The sequence below is a fragment of the Rhodoferax sp. GW822-FHT04A08 genome, assembly GCF_058801025.1.
This window is the reverse complement of record NZ_JBXAMW010000006.1, coordinates 1-16,294: the sequence shown is the minus strand read 5'-3', so window position 1 is coordinate 16,294 and position 16,294 is coordinate 1. Positions and strand designations below refer to the sequence as shown.

The 16,294-nt window shown below is 62.7% G+C and carries 20 protein-coding genes; 10 read left to right on the top strand and 10 right to left on the bottom strand.

The features are described 5' to 3' along the window. Positions 1-7 precede the first annotated feature (7 nt). Genes AC1RMF_RS13270 through hemP form a run of 5 tightly spaced genes read left to right on the top strand, consistent with a single transcriptional unit; the run spans position 8 to position 2,740 of the window. Entirely contained in the window at positions 8-691 is a 684-nt protein-coding gene (locus AC1RMF_RS13270; RefSeq protein ID WP_342620942.1) for a Fe2+-dependent dioxygenase, read from the top strand. Next, complete coding sequence (locus tag AC1RMF_RS13265; RefSeq protein WP_493142012.1) at positions 688-1,365, top strand: energy transducer TonB; 678 nt, start codon at positions 688-690, stop codon at positions 1,363-1,365. Before AC1RMF_RS13270 ends, AC1RMF_RS13265 begins: the two co-directional genes overlap by 4 nt. 16 nt (positions 1,366-1,381) lie before the next feature. Then, a complete protein-coding gene (locus tag AC1RMF_RS13260; RefSeq protein ID WP_493142011.1) occupies positions 1,382-2,110 on the top strand; it encodes a MotA/TolQ/ExbB proton channel family protein in 729 nt (242 codons plus the stop codon). Positions 2,111-2,114: 4 nt separating this feature from the next. Continuing rightward, complete coding sequence (locus AC1RMF_RS13255) at positions 2,115-2,537, top strand: ExbD/TolR family protein (protein ID WP_493142010.1); 423 nt, start codon at positions 2,115-2,117, stop codon at positions 2,535-2,537. Next, on the top strand, positions 2,534-2,740 hold the full coding sequence (gene hemP, locus AC1RMF_RS13250; protein WP_493142009.1) for a hemin uptake protein HemP: 207 nt from the start codon (positions 2,534-2,536) through the stop codon (positions 2,738-2,740). Before AC1RMF_RS13255 ends, hemP begins: the two co-directional genes overlap by 4 nt. Before the next feature lie 23 nt (positions 2,741-2,763). Here hemP and AC1RMF_RS13245 read toward each other — a convergent pair whose 3' ends face one another. The 9 genes from AC1RMF_RS13245 to aliA form a co-directional block, all read right to left on the bottom strand. After that, positions 2,764-3,195: a 5-carboxymethyl-2-hydroxymuconate Delta-isomerase gene (locus AC1RMF_RS13245; RefSeq protein ID WP_493142007.1), complete on the bottom strand. Its 432-nt coding sequence runs from the start codon at positions 3,193-3,195 to the stop codon at positions 2,764-2,766. Positions 3,196-3,207: 12 nt separating this feature from the next. Next, entirely contained in the window at positions 3,208-4,398 is a 1,191-nt protein-coding gene (locus tag AC1RMF_RS13240; protein ID WP_493142005.1) for an ABC transporter substrate-binding protein, read from the bottom strand. 56 nt (positions 4,399-4,454) lie between these two features. Then, positions 4,455-5,153 (bottom strand): ABC transporter ATP-binding protein, encoded by a 699-nt coding sequence (locus AC1RMF_RS13235; protein WP_493142003.1) that lies wholly within the window; start codon positions 5,151-5,153, stop codon positions 4,455-4,457. Then, positions 5,150-5,869, bottom strand: coding sequence for an ABC transporter ATP-binding protein (locus AC1RMF_RS13230; RefSeq protein WP_493142001.1), 720 nt, complete (start codon positions 5,867-5,869; stop codon positions 5,150-5,152). The genes AC1RMF_RS13235 and AC1RMF_RS13230 overlap by 4 nt, the downstream gene beginning before the upstream one ends. A gap of 12 nt (positions 5,870-5,881) precedes the next feature. Then, a complete protein-coding gene (locus tag AC1RMF_RS13225; RefSeq protein ID WP_493141999.1) occupies positions 5,882-6,877 on the bottom strand; it encodes a branched-chain amino acid ABC transporter permease in 996 nt (331 codons plus the stop codon). A gap of 10 nt (positions 6,878-6,887) precedes the next feature. Beyond that, on the bottom strand, positions 6,888-7,739 hold the full coding sequence (locus AC1RMF_RS13220) for a branched-chain amino acid ABC transporter permease (RefSeq protein ID WP_493141998.1): 852 nt from the start codon (positions 7,737-7,739) through the stop codon (positions 6,888-6,890). 27 nt (positions 7,740-7,766) lie between these two features. Then, positions 7,767-8,573 (bottom strand): SDR family NAD(P)-dependent oxidoreductase, encoded by an 807-nt coding sequence (locus tag AC1RMF_RS13215; RefSeq protein WP_493141996.1) that lies wholly within the window; start codon positions 8,571-8,573, stop codon positions 7,767-7,769. Between the two features lie 174 nt (positions 8,574-8,747). Next, positions 8,748-9,524 (bottom strand): enoyl-CoA hydratase, encoded by a 777-nt coding sequence (locus AC1RMF_RS13210; protein ID WP_493141994.1) that lies wholly within the window; start codon positions 9,522-9,524, stop codon positions 8,748-8,750. Next, positions 9,521-11,149 carry a cyclohexanecarboxylate-CoA ligase gene (aliA, locus tag AC1RMF_RS13205; protein ID WP_493141992.1) on the bottom strand — a complete coding sequence of 543 codons (1,629 nt, stop codon included), beginning with the start codon at positions 11,147-11,149 and terminating at the stop codon, positions 9,521-9,523. Before aliA ends, AC1RMF_RS13210 begins: the two co-directional genes overlap by 4 nt. Positions 11,150-11,437: 288 nt before the next feature. On the opposite strand from aliA, the gene aliB reads away from it, so the two are divergent. Next, the gene (aliB, locus tag AC1RMF_RS13200) at positions 11,438-12,586 is read left to right on the top strand and encodes a cyclohexanecarboxyl-CoA dehydrogenase (RefSeq protein ID WP_493141990.1); all 1,149 of its coding nucleotides are present in this window, start codon (positions 11,438-11,440) and stop codon (positions 12,584-12,586) included. Between the two features lie 19 nt (positions 12,587-12,605). On the opposite strand, the gene AC1RMF_RS13195 is transcribed toward aliB, so the two are convergent. Further along, a complete protein-coding gene (locus AC1RMF_RS13195) occupies positions 12,606-13,076 on the bottom strand; it encodes a MarR family winged helix-turn-helix transcriptional regulator (RefSeq protein ID WP_342620927.1) in 471 nt (156 codons plus the stop codon). Between the two features lie 99 nt (positions 13,077-13,175). Here AC1RMF_RS13195 and AC1RMF_RS13190 point away from each other — a divergent pair, with 99 nt between their 5' ends. The 4 genes from AC1RMF_RS13190 to AC1RMF_RS13175 form a co-directional block, all read left to right on the top strand. Continuing rightward, positions 13,176-13,943 (top strand): glucose 1-dehydrogenase, encoded by a 768-nt coding sequence (locus AC1RMF_RS13190; RefSeq protein WP_493141988.1) that lies wholly within the window; start codon positions 13,176-13,178, stop codon positions 13,941-13,943. A gap of 34 nt (positions 13,944-13,977) precedes the next feature. After that, on the top strand, positions 13,978-14,760 hold the full coding sequence (gene badI, locus AC1RMF_RS13185; protein ID WP_342620925.1) for a 2-ketocyclohexanecarboxyl-CoA hydrolase: 783 nt from the start codon (positions 13,978-13,980) through the stop codon (positions 14,758-14,760). A 24-nt stretch (positions 14,761-14,784) separates the two neighbouring features. Then, complete coding sequence (locus AC1RMF_RS13180; RefSeq protein WP_493141985.1) at positions 14,785-15,933, top strand: acyl-CoA dehydrogenase family protein; 1,149 nt, start codon at positions 14,785-14,787, stop codon at positions 15,931-15,933. Between the two features lie 34 nt (positions 15,934-15,967). Then, on the top strand, positions 15,968-16,294 hold a 327-nt coding region (locus AC1RMF_RS13175), incomplete at its 3' end, for an electron transfer flavoprotein subunit beta/FixA family protein (protein WP_493141983.1).

The following is a 16,294-nucleotide window of genomic DNA, read 5'->3' as shown; positions in this document are numbered from 1 at the left end:
TCTCACCATGCTGCTGCGAATCCACCAGGCACTGACCGCTGACGAACTGCACCAGATCCGCCATCTGCTCCTGAGCGCAGATTGGGTCGACGGGCGCGTCACCGCAGGCACCCAGAGTGCGGCCGTCAAGAACAACCGGCAACTGCCGGAAGACTGCGCCAACGCGCAGCAGGCCCGGCACCTGGTGTCGGTGGCGCTGGCGCGCAATCCGCAGTTCGTCACCGGCGCCCTGCCCAAGACGGTCTACCCGCCGCTGTTCAATCGCTACGGTGGTGAGAGCAATGCCTTCGGTGACCACATCGACAACGCCGTGCGCACCCATGCGGCCACGGCCAAGCATGTGCGCACCGACATCTCCTGCACCCTGTTCCTGAGTGACCCAGACAGCTACGACGGCGGCGAGCTGGTGGTGCAGGACACCTATGGAGAGCAGCGCGTGAAGTTCGACGCGGGCGACCTGGTGATGTACCCCGGCACCTCGGTGCACCGGGTCGAACCGGTGACCCGCGGCGAACGCATCGCCAGCTTTTTCTGGATCGAAAGCATGGTGCGCCAGGACGCGCAGCGCCGCCTTCTGTACGACATGGACATGGCCATCCTGGACCTGCGCCGCAAGGGTGGCGACACAGCGGAAGTGGTCAAGCTCACCGGCTGCTACCACAACCTGCTGCGCATGTGGGCCGATACATGATGGAACTCATCCGACACCGCCAGCCCGCTGTTTTTGCGCTGGTTCTGCTGACCCACGGTGCGGCGCTCTGGGCCCTGCAAAGCGGTCTGCAGCGTCCTCCAGAAGACTTGGTCACGCCAGCCGAAATGCTGGTGGAGATCACGCCCATGGATGCCCCGCCTGCACCACCGGCACCGCAGGTCAAGCCCAGCAAGATCACCCCCATAGCGCCGTCGCGCCCTGCCCCGCAGCTACCACCAACAACGCCGACACAGGTAACCGAGGCAACACCGGTGCCTGCACCGGTAACGGCGGTTGCCGCCGGTCCGGCAACACCCAACACACCGGCGGCAGTTCCCGCCGCGAGCGCAAACGCCATCGCTGCAGTCGCCCCGGCGCCCGCGCCACCCGCTGTGCAGCTGCCCTCGTCGGATGCCGACTATCTGCACAACCCCAAGCCCGCCTACCCGGCCATGAGCCGCCGCCTGGGCGAAACCGGCAAGGTGGTGGTGCGCACCTTGATTGGTGCCGATGGCGTGGCGCAGCAGGCCGAAGTCCTGCGCTCCAGCGGTTTTGAACGCCTGGACCGTGCGGCTGTGGAGACTGCCTTGAAGTGGCGCTACGTGCCCGGCAAACGTTCCGGAATTCCCGAGGCCATGTGGTTCAACGTCCCTCTGGTCTTTGTTCTCGATTAATTTTTTTGGAGTCTTTATGCAAACCCCCATCGGACTAATTTCTTTGTGGAGCCAGGGCGACTGGATCATCCGGCTGGTCGCTTTGCTGCTGCTGGCCATGTCGCTGGCCTCGTGGATGGTGATCCTGCTCAAGGTCATTGACCTGATCCAGTTCAAGCGACTGGCGCGCAGCACCGAAGCCTTCTGGCACAGCCCGGACTTTGCGCTGGGTCTCAACGCCCTGGGGCCACAGGCGGCCAACCCGTTTGTGCAACTGGCGCGCTCGGGCTTTGAGGCCAGCAGCCACCATCGCAACACCCAGGCGCAGCTGCACGATGCACTGGACATCAGCGACTGGATCAGCCGCGCGCTGCGCAACGCCATGGACGACAGCACGGCGCGTCTGCAATCGGGCTTGGCCATTCTGGCTTCCGTCGGCTCCACCGCGCCTTTCGTGGGCCTGTTCGGAACGGTCTGGGGCATTTACCACGCCCTCATGGGCATTGGCGCCAGCGGCCAGGCCAGCATAGACAAGGTGGCCGGCCCCATCGGCGAATCCCTGGTGATGACTGCCCTGGGCCTGGCCGTGGCCATCCCCGCAGTGCTGGGCTACAACGCACTGGTGCGCGGCAACAAGTCGGCCCTCACCCGGCTCACCCGCTTTGCGCACGACCTGCACGCTTACTTCGTCACAGGTGCCCGCGTGGGAGCCGTGCAACCGGAAGGCCATGCGGCCAACGTCGTGCTCAGCATGAAGAAAGCCTGATGCCATGGCCTTCGGAATACAGGATGCAAGCACCGACGCCGACAGCGAGGTGATGAACGAGATCAACATGACGCCGCTGGTGGACGTGATGCTGGTGCTGCTGATCATCTTCATCATCACCGTGCCGGTGATGAAACATGCAGTGGCGGTGGATCTGCCCGTGGCATCCAGCCAGCCGCTGCAGCAAAAGCCGGTCGTGCTGCAACTCAGCGTGGACGCACAGGGCACCTTCTTCCTGGACCGCCAGAGCGTGGATGCCACGCAACTGGCCAACACCCTGCAAGCCGAGAGCGGCAAGGAGCCGCAACCGGAGCTGCACATTCAGGGCGACAAGGCCGTGCGCTATGAGTACGTGGCCCAGGCCATGGCCATGGCCAAGCAGGCCGGCTTGCGCAAGATCGCATTTGTGACGGAGCCCGCACGTTGAAAGATCCAGCCCGCACGCCCCACGCACCGCAGGAGCGGCAGGCCGCACCTGCGGCCACAACCGGCGAGTCGGTCGCCGGTGAGCGCAAGCTGGTGCAACTGTCCGATTTGCTGGGCAATGCGCAAGGCATCAACATCGCCTATGGCGAGCAGGTCTACCGGCTACAGATCACCAAGGCGGGCAAGCTGATCTTGACCAAGTAGCGCGCCGGCGCCCTTGCGCGCAGTCAGCCCTTCGCGCTTGCCTCGGGCGCCGGAAAGCGGCGCAGCACCGCAGACGTGTCGGCCCCATCGACCAGATTGTTTTGAAACAAGGTGAGCGCGGGGTCAAACTCCATGACCTCCAGCTGGCAAGCCAGACGCCTGCCCTCAAAACTGTCGCCGACGGCATCGAGCAAAGCATCAAACAGCAGCGCGGCAATGTGTTGGCGCAACGGCAGATCGCGCCCCGGGCCAATGCGCACCACCACCTGGATGAAGCCGTTGGCCGGGTCCCCATTGCCCACCCGGTAGTGCGGGACCGGGCGGGCAAAGGTACGGATGCCCCACACCGGAAATATCCCGGACCGCACCGCCGCGCCATGCAATGTGTCCACGAGCTCGCGCTCGTCGACCAGTGTCTGCAAGTTGGCGGTGTAATCGATCAGGATGTGGGGCATGGGTCATGCAGCTTACATCTTGCACAGAGGCGATGCTGCAGGCGTGAGCGAAGGAGCAAACGTTTGCTCGATCACCGGTCGCAGCACACCATCCACCACCTTGGCACGGCCCACGAAATTGGGCAATACCAATTGGTTGTCCGCGGCACGCATCTGCACCGAGCCGTAAATGCTGTCGATGGTGGTGCCCGACAAGGCCTTGGCCACGTCACCGGGTTTGGTGCTGCCGGCCTTCTTCACACCCTCGAACATGACCTGCGCGCCGTTGTAGGCCTGGCCTTCGTTGTCGGTGGGCAGGCGGTTGAACTTGGCCTTCCATGTGGAGACGAACGCCTTGTTGCGCGGGTTGTCGATATCGGGGGTGTAGCCGGTGGTGCCTGGCGTGCCTTCCAGTGCCTTGTCGGTACCGTTGATCATGAAGTTGAGGATCAGCGAATGGCCGATGAGCTTGGTCTTGGGGATCAGGCCGAACTCCTGCGCCTGCTTCACAAAGGCAATGGCGTCACGCCCGGTTTCGGCCACCCAGATGGCGTCCACATTGGCGTCCTTGAGCTGGGCGATGAAGGGCGAGAAGTCCTTGGTACCCAGCGGCGCGTACAGGTTGAGTTTGACCTCCTTGCCCTGGCCCTTGACCGCCTTGGTGAAGGACTCGGAAGAGTCACGTCCCCACACGTAGTCCGCCGCCAGGGTGGCATAGGTCTTTTCCTTGAAGCTCTTGGCCCATTCGCTGATCATGGCGATGTCCATCGCATCGGAATGGTTGGTGCGGAACATGCGTGGCTTGCAGGAGTCGCCGGTGATCTTGTCGGACTTGCTGGCCACCACAAAGTACGCGGCATCCCAGCGGTCCAGGTTGGCGCCCAGTGCCAGCGAGATGGACGAAGGAATGGCACCTATCAGCAGGTTGTAGCCATCGCGTGCCAGCTTCTCGGCCACACGCCGACCCGCGTCGGGCGTGCCTTCGTCATCGGCTTCTGCCACTTCCACCTTGCGGCCGTCCACGCCACCCTTGGCGTTGGCTTCGTCAATGGCGAACTTGACCGCGCGAATCACTTCTTCGCCCTGCTGCGCAAACACGCCAGACTTGGAGCTGACCAGTCCGACCTTGACCGGGTCCTTGCCCTGCGCCAATGTCACACCAGGCAGTGCGGCCAGCAGCGCCAAGGCGATGACAGTGCGGCGGGGAAAATTCATAGATTTCATGGGTTGTCTCCTCTGTAGTGGATGCCGGATACGGTCCGGTGCCGTTATGAAATGCGTCAAACCATCACGTGTTCATGCAGTTCATGGAGGCTGCCTGCATGCACCTCGCCCTGGGCGATGGCAGCGCCCTTGGCCATGGCCACATAGCGCCTGGCCACGCGGGTGACAAGAGTCATGTTCTGCTCGATCAGCAGCAACGCCGTGCCCTGATCGGCGACCTTGTTGAAGATCTCGCCGAGCTGGTCCACGATGACTGGTGCCAGACCCTCGGTGGGCTCATCCAGCAGGATCAGCGAAGGGTTGGCCATGAGCGCGCGGCCCACCGCCAGCATCTGCTGCTGCCCACCCGAGAGCGCCGTGCCCGGCGTATGAGCGCGCTCCTGCAGGATGGGAAACAGCTTGTAGATTTCCGGCACGTTCCAGAACCCCTTGCGAGCCACGGCCGCGCCCAGCTGCAGGTTCTCTTCCACCGTCAGATTGGCCACGATGCAGCGCCCCTGCGGCACCACCGCAATGCCGTGTTGTGCTGCCATGTAGGTGCGTGGGCGGTTCACGCCGCGCCCCGCCATCTGGATGGCGCCGCCCTTCATCGCGGCCAGCCCCAGCACGGTGTTGACCACCGTGGTCTTGCCCACGCCGTTGCGGCCAATGAGCGCCACGCGCTCGCCTTCCTTTACCTCCAGCGACATACGGTGCAGGATGTGGGCCGCGCCGTAGAACGCGTCCACCTGATCGAGTTGCAAAAGGGTCTTCATGCGGCGCTCCCCAGATAGGCTTCGCGCACCCGCGGATTGGCACGCACCTCGGCCGGTGTGCCCTGCGCAATGACGCGGCCCAGTTCAAACACGGTGATGGCGTCCGAGATGCCAAACACCACATCCATGTCGTGCTCCACCAGCAGCACCGAGACGTTGCGCCGCGAGGTGAGCGCCTGCAGATGGCGCGCCAGGTCCAGCGACTCCTGCACCGACAGGCCCGCCATGGGCTCATCGAGCAGCAGCACGGCCGGGCGGCCTACGAGCGCCAGCGCCAAGTCCAGGCGGCGCTGCTCGCCATAGCCCAGGTCTTGTGCGGTGGAGTGGCTCAGGTGCGCCAGCGAGAGCTCCTGCAGCACGTCATCGGCATCGGCACCGGAGTCGGGCACACCCATCATGTGCGAGGCCAGCTCCACCTGCTTGCGTACCGGCATCTGACCGAACACGCTGGTGCGCTGGAAGGAGCGCGAGAGCCCGCGCATGCGCCGCTGCACTGCATCGGTGTGGCTCACGTCCTGCCCTTGGAGCATGACCTTGCCGCGGGTGAGCGGCTGGCGCCCGGTGATGGCATTGATCACCGTGGTCTTGCCTGCACCGTTGGGGCCGATCAGGCCGCGGATCTGGCCCTGCTTCAAGGTGAGCGACACACCGTCAAGCGCCTTGACGCCGCCATAGTGGATGGCCACATCGTCGGCCTGCATTACAAAGTCCGTCATGGGGTTTCCTTCCTAGTGGCGCACGGTGGCAGCGGTGGGGACAGCGTGGGGCTTGTGGGCCAGGCGCCGTCCCAGCAACAACCTGTCCAGAATGCCGGCGATGCCGCTGGGCGAGAACACGATCACCGCAATCAGTGCCACACCGAAGATGGCCATCCAGTGGCTGGCGTAGTCGCCCAGAATGTCCTTGGCCAGGAAATACACCACCGCACCCAGGGCCGGACCCCACAGCGCCTTGTAGCCACCCACCACCACCATCATCAGCGCCACACCCGAGAGGCTCCAGTGCAGGCTCTCCGGCGACACAAAGCCGGTGTTGAGGGCCGAGAGCAAGCCGGCCACGCCGGTGACCAGGGCCGACAGCGCATACACCGCAGCGCGCGGCAGCAGGGTACGGATACCGATGAAGCGGGCACGCTCCTCGTTGTCACGCACGGCCTCGGTGATGCTGCCAAAGCGCGTTGCCAGCAGCAGGGTGAGCAGCAGGATGACGATGACCAGCGTGCTCCAGCTCAGCATGAACATGCTGCTTGGCCGCGTCAGCACCGACATGGACACACCGAACAGGCTGGAGGGCCACTCGATGTTCATGCCGTCGGCCCCTCCGGTGAGCCCGCGGGAGCGCGAGGCCGTCAGAAAGAACATCTGCCCCACGGCCAGCGTGAGCATGCCAAAGGACACACCGGGCACACGCACGATCACCAGCCCGATGACAAAGGCCACCAGCAGCAGGCCCACCAGCGTGAGCACGATGGCAACTTCCGCCGGCACGGCCTTGGACTGCAGCAGCAAACCCACGGCATAGCCCGAGCTACCAAAGAACAGTGCGTGGCCGAAGCTGACCATGCCGTTCTGGCGCAGCAGCAGCCCGACACCGATGGCAAACACCGCGTAGATGGTGGCCTGTGTCAGCAAGGAGAGCACAGTGCCCGAGCTCACGAAGGTCATCACGGCGGCGCCCAGTGCGAGCGCGCCAACCGTGGTCAGGGAGATTTTTTGTATCGACATGGTGTGCTCCTCAGGTGCGGCTACCGGCAAAACCTGCGGGCTTCCAGATCAGGATGCCCACCATGATGGCAAAGGGCAGCACGGCAGACTCATCGGGCAGATACACCGCGCCCAGCGACTGCACCATGCCCAACACCAGAGCGGCGACAAAGGCGCCAGCCAGCGAGCCCAGGCCGCCCACCACCACCACCACGAAGGAGTCGATGATCACGTCGCTGCTCATGCTGGGAGAGAGCGACAGAAACGGTGCAGCCACCACACCGGCCAGGCCGGCCAGCGCGGTCCCCAGTCCCACCACCCCGGCGCTCAAGGCGTCGGTATTCACACCCTGCATGGCGGTGGTGGTGGGGTCGGTGCTCGAAGCCCGCACAAACAGGCCTACCTTGGAGTAGCGCAGCCACAGGCTCAGGCCCAGCGCCACGGCCAGGCCCACGGCGATCACCGCGATGCGGTAGGCCGGCACGGGCGTGCCCCACAGGTCCACCGAGAAGTTCAGCGCAGCCGGTGCCTGCACCGACAGATTGCTCTTGCCCCACACGGTTTGCACAAAGTCTTCGATCACCAGAAGCAGGCCGAAGGTGACCAGTACCACGGTGAGCGGGTCGCGGTCCTGCAAGAGGCGAAAGCCGTAGCGGTCCAGCAACACGCCCAGCAAAGCCATCACCAGCGGCGCACCCACCAGCGCCACCCAGAAGTTGCTGGCGCCGGCAATGGAGTAGCCGATGTAGGCACCCAGCATGTAGAGCGAGCCGTGCGCGAAGTTCACCACCCGGCGCAGCCCGTAGATAAGGGCCAGCCCTGAGCACATCACGATCAGCAATGCGCCGTAGGTCAGTCCGTTGAAAAGGTTGATCGTCAGCAAAATGGTCTCCGTTTTTTCATCATCTTTTTATGCAGAGGGAAGTTCGGCCAGCGCCGATTCCGGCGCGCCGAAGCAGGTCCAGCCACCGTCCACCGGCAACACGATGCCGGTGATGTAGCTGGCGCGACGCGAAGCCAGAAAGCAGATGGCATCGGCAATTTCCGCCGGCTCGGCCATGCGGCCCAACGGCGTGCGGTGGGCAATGCCACGCGCATCGAGCATGCCCTTGCGGTGGAGGTCGGCCACCAGTGCCGTGTTCACGTAGCCGGGTGCCACCGCATTCACCCGGATGCCGCTGCGTGCCCACTCGCTGGCCAGCGCCCGGGTCATTCCCAGCACACCGGCCTTGGCTGCGCTGTAGGCATTGCGCATAGGCAAGCCGACGGTGCTGGCAATAGAGCCCAGGTTGACAATGGCACCGCGCTGCTGCCCCACGGGCACTTGCGCCTGCAACATCACACGACCCACGGCCTGGCTCATCAGAAACGTGCCACGCAGATGCACGGCCAGAACCCGATCGAATGCAGCGCTGTTCTGGTCTATCGTGGCGCCGGCCTGGTCACCAATGCCAGCGTTGTTCACCAACACATCCACTCGTCCAAATCGGGCCACCACGGCCTGCACTGCCGACGTCACGCTGGCGTCATCGGTGACGTCACAGGCCATGGCCATATGGGCAGCACCCAATTCGGCGGCGCGGGCCTGCACCGCATCCGCACGCAGGTCCAGCAACACCACGGTGTGGCCGTCGCGTGCCAGCGCCTGTGCCGTAGCCCAGCCAATGCCGTCAGCGGCTCCGGTCACGATGGCTACGGTGGTGTCTGCAGGAGTCATGGTGTCTCGTTATAAAAATAGGGGTGGAACAGCCAGTCGCAGGGCTGTGCCAAAGGTGCCGAATTTTGTGGCGCCACCCGGACAAGTGCTGCAACGTTTCGTGCCAATAACCGGACATTTCATGCACGGCCCTGGGAGCGTTTTCCCTAGGTCGGCCGCGCTGGCGTGTGGGGCTTAGCGATGGATGAAACGCGGCTCGCGTTTCTGTACGAAGGCCTGCATGCCTTCCTTCTGGTCAGCCAGGGCAAAGGTGGCATGCAAGGTGCGTCGCTCAAACAGAATGCCTTCGCTCAGTGACGATTCGTAGGCACGGTTGACCGACTCCTTCATCATCATCAGCGCGGGCAGTGAGAAGCCGGCTATCTTTTCAGCCGTACGTAGCGCGACGCTGAGCAATTCATCCGCAGGCAGCACGCGTGACACCAAACCAGCGCGCAAAGCCTCGTTGGCATCCATCAGGCGCCCGCTCAGGCACAGGTCCATGGCCAAGGCTTTACCTACTGCCCGTGGCAGGCGCTGCGTGCCGCCTGCTCCAGGAATGGTGCCTATCTTGATTTCGGGCTGGCCAAAGCGTGCCGTCTCGGCGGCAAATACCATGTCGCACATCATGGCCAGCTCGCACCCGCCGCCCAGAGCAAAACCTGCCACGGCCGCAATCACCGGTTTGCGAAAGGTACGCAGGCGCTCCCAATTGCGCGTGATGAAATCACTGCCATAGGCATCGGCGTATTCCATGTTCTGCATGGCCACGATGTCGGCCCCGGCAGCAAACACTTTCTCGCTGCCCGTCAGCACCACGCAACCAATGTTGGCATCTGCCTCGAACGCGTTGAGCGCGTCGCGCAAGCCATCCATCACCGCGTCATTGAGTGCGTTCATGGCTTCGGGGCGGTTCAGCGTAATGATGCCGACACGCCCACGCACCTCGCTCAACACCGTAGCGGCGCTCATGCCTGACCTCCAAAGACCTTGGCCGACTCGCGCAGCTTGAACTTCTGCAGTTTGCCGCTGGGCGTCTTGGGCAGGTCTTCCATCAGCTCCAGGCGCTCAGGATGGTATTGGCGGGTGACCTGATGTTCGGATAAATAGCGGCTCATCTCCTCCAGCGAAAAGCTGTGGCCCGGGCGCAGCGTGACAAAGGCGCAGGCACGCTCGCCCAGGCGCGCATCGGGATAACCCACGATGGCCACCATGGCCACGGCCGGATGCTTGTAGAGCAGGTTCTCGATTTCCATCACTGGAATGTTCTCGCCGCCACGAATGATCAGGTCCTTGCTGCGGCCATTGATACGGATATAGCCCTCGGCATCGATGTAGGCCATGTCCCCGGTTTCAAACCAGCCATCGGCATCGGTGGCGTTCAAGTGCGGGCGTTTCAGATAGCCCGCGAACAGCGAGTTGCCCCGTACCAGCAATGCGCCGGTCTGCCCGGTGGGCAAAGGCTTGCCGTCGGCATCCACCACCTTCACCTCAATGCCGTCGAGCGGCTTGCCATCGGTGCTGCCGGACTTCTCGCTGGTGCGCTCGGGTTCGGTAACGGTCACGGCGCCGCACTCCGTCATGCCCCAGGCCGAGCTCACGCGCAAGCCCAGCACGCGCAAGGCGCGTTCAATCAGCACCGGAGGAATCGGCGCACCGGCACAACAGAAATTGGTAAAGCGTGGCGATACCGGGCCGCCCGCTTCGGCCGCCGCACACAGGTCGGAGACAAAGGGGCTGGATGCCATGCTGAAACTGACGCCCTCCCGGCGCACCAACTCCAGCGCCTGCTTGGCATCCCAGATGTCCTGCAGCACGGTGGTGGCGTTGAGGATGAGCGGAATCATCGCCAGATAGCCGAAGCCGGTCAGGTGGGCCATGGGCGAAGCGCCCAGGATGACGTCATCACGACCCAGGTGGTAAGCGCCAATGAAACCGTGCAGATTGGAGAACAGGGTGTTGGACGTGTGGGTCACGCCTTTGGGCTCGCCGGTGGTGCCTGATGTGTACATCAGCAGCGACACATCGTTGGACCCCAGTGTGGTGGTCGGCAGCGCCGTGTCGGTATCCCCCAGCAAGGCGTGCTCAAAACTGTCTTGCCCTTGACCGTCCACCACCACCAGTCGCGGCTTTGCTTCCAGTTGAGGCAACAGGTCGTGGGCCATGTCTTCGTAATCAAAACCCTTGTAGCGCTTGGGCACGATGAACAGCCGGGACTCGCCGAAGTCCAGCATGAACTTGAGTTCGCGCTGGCGGAAGATCGGCATGATCGGATTGGCCACCGCCCCCACCCGCGCACATGCCAATGCCACGGCAATGAACTCCCACCAGTTGGGCAACTGAAAGCTCACCACGTCGGAGTGCCCCACACCCAGACGGGTGAAGTTGCGCGCAATGCGCACCACACGCGACTCCAGCTCGCTATAGCTCAGCCGTGCAGCGTCTGCACGGTCACTCCGGTAGCCCACTACGGCGGGCTTGTCAGGACACTCGCGCAGTGCCTGGGCCATGAAGTCGTTGATGGTCTGGTTGCGCCAGTAACCGGCTTCGGTCATGGCCTTGAGGCGTCCAGCGATGAGTACGGGATCAAATTGCATGCGGGTCTCCACTATGGCGGCGGACGTCAAAAAAGGAAAGCGTCGCCGGTATTGAGACAATGTATTGTCGTAAATGATTTTCCGCAATAGGCCAGAACCAACTTTTCCAAAGATTTATCTAAGTATTTTCCCTAGTGTTTTTCACTCTTATTTATTATTTTTGTGGGCATTCTCGAGAGAAAGCCTGCACATCGCATAACAAACACCCAAATGGCATTTTATGTAAAGATATTGACTTATATGCAGAAAACTGCCTAAACTTCAAAACATCACAAAAGGAGCAAACGGATGGACTTTCAAATCAGCGATGACCAGCAGGCACTGGTCGATAGTGCGCGCCGTTTTGCGGTGCAAAAGCTGGCACCGGGCTACAAGGCAGGGGACAAGAGTGGGCGGGTGGACCGTGCCATGGTCAAGGCCATGGGGGACCTGGGCTTCCTGGGGCCGGAGCTACCGGAGGAATACGGCGGCATTGGTGTGGACTGCGTCACCAGCGGCCTGCTGCTGGAGCAGATTGCCTATGGCGACTTCAACATGTCGTACATCAATCTGCTGACCTCGCTGTGCGGCCAGATCATCTCCACCCATGCCCAGGAGTTTCTCAAGGAGCGCTGGCTGCGGCCCATATTGGCTGGAGACAAACTGGTGGCGATCGCCCTGACCGAGCCCAGCGCCGGCTCCGATGCAGCCCGTCTCAAACTCAAGGCCGTGCGTGATGGCGATCACTTCACCATCAATGGCGAGAAGACGTCCATCTCCCTGGCTGACCAGTCGGATGTGGCCGTGGTGTTTGCCCGCACCGGCAGCGATGCCGATGGCGCCAAGGGCATCAGTGCCTTTCTGGTGCCCATGGACCTGCCCGGCCTGACCCGTACTGCGTTTGACGACGTGGGTACCCGTGCGGTGGGCCGTGGCTCCATCTTCTTTGACAACGTGCGTGTGCCCGCCGACCACATGCTGGGCACTGAGGGCAAGGGCTTTATTCAAGTGATGCAGGGCTTTGACTACAGCCGCGCATTGATAGGCCTGCAGTGCCTGGGTGTGGCCCGCGCTTCACTGGACGAGGCCTGGGAATACGCCAAAGGCCGCGAGACCTTCGGCCTGCCCATCATCGAGCACCAGGGCGTGAGCTTCCCGCTCGCCGAGAGCGAGACCTATCTGGAATCACTGCGCTGGCACTGCCTGCGCACCCTCTGGCTCAAGGACAACGGCAGGCCCCACTCGGCCGAAGCGGCCATGTGCAAATGGTGGGGACCCAAGCTGGCCTGCGAAATCATCCACCAGTGTCTGCTGACCCACGGCCACGGCGGCTATGCCAGTGACTACGCGTTTGCGCAACGCTACCGCGACGTGCTGGGCCTGCAGATTGGCGACGGCACTGCCAACATCATGAAGATGATCATTGCCCGCGAAAAATCGGGCATGCGTCTGACCTGAGGCCTGAGCGATGAACGCCTCAGAGCTTGGACATATTGGTCTGCAGCTTGGTGAAGTAGTGGATGAACGCCAGCCGATCATCAAACGACAGGTCCTTCAAGGCCTTGTCATAGAACTGGTGGATCGGGTCCTGCAGCTTGAGCCACAAGGCCTGCCCCTGCTTGCTGAGCTTGACCTTGCGCGAGCGCCGGTCCTCTTCGTTGGTGGCGCGCTCGATCAGCCCGTCGCGTTCCAGCCGCGAGAGCACGCCGGTGAGGTTCTGCCGGCTCACCAGCAGCAGCCGCGACAAGTCGTTGATGGACATGCCCTCTTCTGCCTGCGGGCGCGACAGTGCACCCAACACCGACCACTGCTGCGTCGTCACACCGAACTCCTCAATCGCCTGCGTGCCCTTGGTGTGCAAGGTGTTCGCCACCTGAAAAAGGCGAAAGAACAGACGGTTGTTGATCTCGTGAACGGCGTGGTCTTTTTCGGAGCGAAGGTCGGACATGGAACGGTTTCGCAGACGTGAATGGAATGAATCAGGGGCGATGGTAATGGAAGCCTTCCAACCTGCAGATCAATTTTTACTTTTTAACAGGAGATAGCAATGCGTGGATTGAAAGACAAAGTCGTACTGGTCACCGGCGGCGCCGGCGGCATTGGTGCAGCAACCTGCAAACGGTTCGGCGAAGAAGGTGCCAAGGTAGCCGTGGTGGATATCAACCAGGCCGCGGCAGATGCCGTGGTGAAAGAAATCGCCGCCGCCGGTGGCACGGCCCAGGCCTTCGCGCTGGACCTGACCAAGCAGGACCAGGTGGTAGCCGGTGTAGCCCGCATCGAAGCGGCACTGGGCCCCATCGACGTATTGGTAAACAACGCCGGCTGGGACCGCGCGGGTAATTTCCTCAAGACCGACAAGGCGCTGTGGGAACAGATCGTGGCCATCAACCTCTATGGCTCGCTGTACATGCACCACGCCGTGCTGGCCGGCATGTCCGAGCGTGGCCGTGGTCGCGTGGTGAACGTGGCCTCGGACGCGGCACGCGTGGGCTCCACCGGCGAAGCCGTGTATGCGCTGTGCAAGGGCGGAATGATTGCTTTCTCCAAGACCATTGCACGTGAACTCGCTCGCAAGCAAATCAGCGTGAACGTGGTCTGCCCCGGTCCAACCGACACCGCCCTGTTCGCCGACTTTGCTGGCGAAGGTGAGCAGGCCGACAAGCTGCGTCAGGGTCTGGCCCGCGCCATTCCCTTCGGCCGACTGGGCCAGCCCGCCGATCTTCCCGGCGCCATTGCCTTCCTGGCCAGCGACGACGCGGCCTTCATCACCGGCCAGGTCATCAGCGTGTCCGGCGGCCTGACCATGGTCGGCTGATCCCCATCCCCTTCAATTTGCTCTAGGAAACACCATGAACTACACCGACATCCTCTACACCAAGGCAGACGGCATCGCCACCATCACCATCAACCGGCCCAAGGCCTACAACGCATTCACCGCCAACACCTGCGAGGAGATCATCAGTGCCTTCAAGGATGCGGACTTTGACCGCAGCGTGGGCGTGGTGGTGCTCACCGGCGCAGGCGAAAAGGCCTTCTGCACCGGCGGCGACCAGGGCACGCAGGACGGCGGCTATGGTGGCCGCGGCGTGATCGGCCTGCCGGTGGAAGAAATGCAAAGCGCCATCCGCGACTGCAATAAGCCCGTCATCGCCCGCGTGAATGGCTTTGCCATCGGCGGCGGCAATGTGCTGGTCACCATCTGCGACCTGGCCATCGCCTCCGAAAATGCCCAGTTGGGCCAGGTCGGTCCCAAGGTCGGCTCGGTCGACCCCGGCTTTGGCACAGCATTGCTGGCGCGCGTGGTCGGCGAAAAGAAGGCCCGCGAAATCTGGTACTTGTGCCGCCGCTACAGCGCGCAGGAGGCGCTTCAGATGGGACTGGTCAACGCCGTGGTGCCAGCCGACCAGCTCGACGCCGAAGTGCGCAAATGGTGCGACGAGATCCTGGAGAAGAGTCCCACCGCACTGGCATTGGCCAAGAAGTCCTTCAACGTGGACACCGAAATGATCCGCGGCATGGGAGGCCTGGCCATGCATGCGTTGAAAATGTATTACCAGACCGAAGAGTCTGCCGAAGGCGGCAATGCCTTCCGTGAAAAGCGCAAGCCCGACTTCCGCAAGTACGCCAAGTAGACCCACCACGCACAGGATGACACCATGATCAGAGACCCGGAAACCATCAAGCTGCTGCAAGACAGCATTGCGCGCTTCGTGAATGAACGTCTGGTACCGCTGGAAGCCCAGGTGGCCGAAACCGACCAGATTCCCGACGACGTCGTGGCGGACATGAAGGAACTGGGTCTCTTTGGCATGTCCATCCCCGAAGCCTATGGCGGCATGGGCTTGACCATGGAAGAAGAAGTGCTGGCCGGGTTTGCGGTGGCGCAGACCTCGCCCGCCTTTCGCTCGCTCTTTGCCACCAACAACGGCATTGGCGCACAGGGCATCGTGCTGGATGGCACGCAGGCGCAGAAGGACTTCTATCTGCCGCGCATTGCCACCGGCGAAATCATCGGATCGTTTGCGCTCACCGAACCCGATAGCGGGTCGGACGCCGCCAGCCTGCGCACCAGCGCAGTCCGTGAGGGCGACGTCTATGTGATCAACGGCACCAAGCGCTACATCACCAACGCGCCCGAGGCTGGCATCTTCACCGTGATGGCGCGCAGCGACACAACCCGCAAGGGCGCAGACGGCATCTCCGCCTTCATCGTCGAGAAGGGCACGCCGGGGCTGTCGCTGGGCACCATCGACAAGAAGATGGGACAGAAGGGAGCGCACACCTGTGACGTGATCTTCGACAACGTGCGCGTGCCCGCAACCAACCTGATTGGCGGCGTGGAAGGCATTGGCTTCAAGACCGCCATGAAGGTGCTGGACAAGGGCCGCATCAACATTGCCGCGGCCAGCGTGGGGGCAGCCGAGCGCATCCTGCGCGATGCGATCCGCTACGCCAAAGAGCGCAAGCAGTTCGGCAAGGCCATCGGCGAGTTCCAGCTGATACAGGCCATGCTGGCCGACAGCCATGCCGACATCTATGCCGCGCGCTGCATGGTGCTGGACGCAGCCCGTTTGCGCGACGATGACCACAACGTCAGTACCGAGGCGGCCTGCGCCAAGATGTTTGCATCCGAGATGTGCGGCCGCGTGGCCGACCGCGCCGTGCAGATATTTGGCGGTGCCGGTTATCTGGCCGAATACGGCATCGAGCGCTTCTACCGCGATGTGCGTCTGTTCCGCATCTTCGAAGGCACCACCCAGATCCAGCAACTGGTGATCGCCCGAAACCTCCTGCGCGACGCCTGAATCTCCCCCGATATCTTCTTCACAAGGTAACAACATGAAAGCAATGGTCGCGGTCAAACGCGTGGTGGATTACAACGTCAAGGTCCGGGTCAAGACGGATGGCACAGGCGTGGATATTGCCAACGTCAAGATGAGCATGAACCCCTTTGACGAGATCGCCGTCGAAGAGGCCGTGCGCCTCAAAGAGAAGGGCGTGGTCACCGAGATCATCGCCGTCTCCTGCGGTGTAGCCCAGTGCCAGGAAACCCTGCGCACCGCCATGGCCATTGGCGCAGACCGCGCCATCCTGGTGGAAACCGCTGCCGACCTGCAACCCCTGGCGGTAGCCAAGCTCTTGAAGGCTTTGGTGGACAAGGAACAA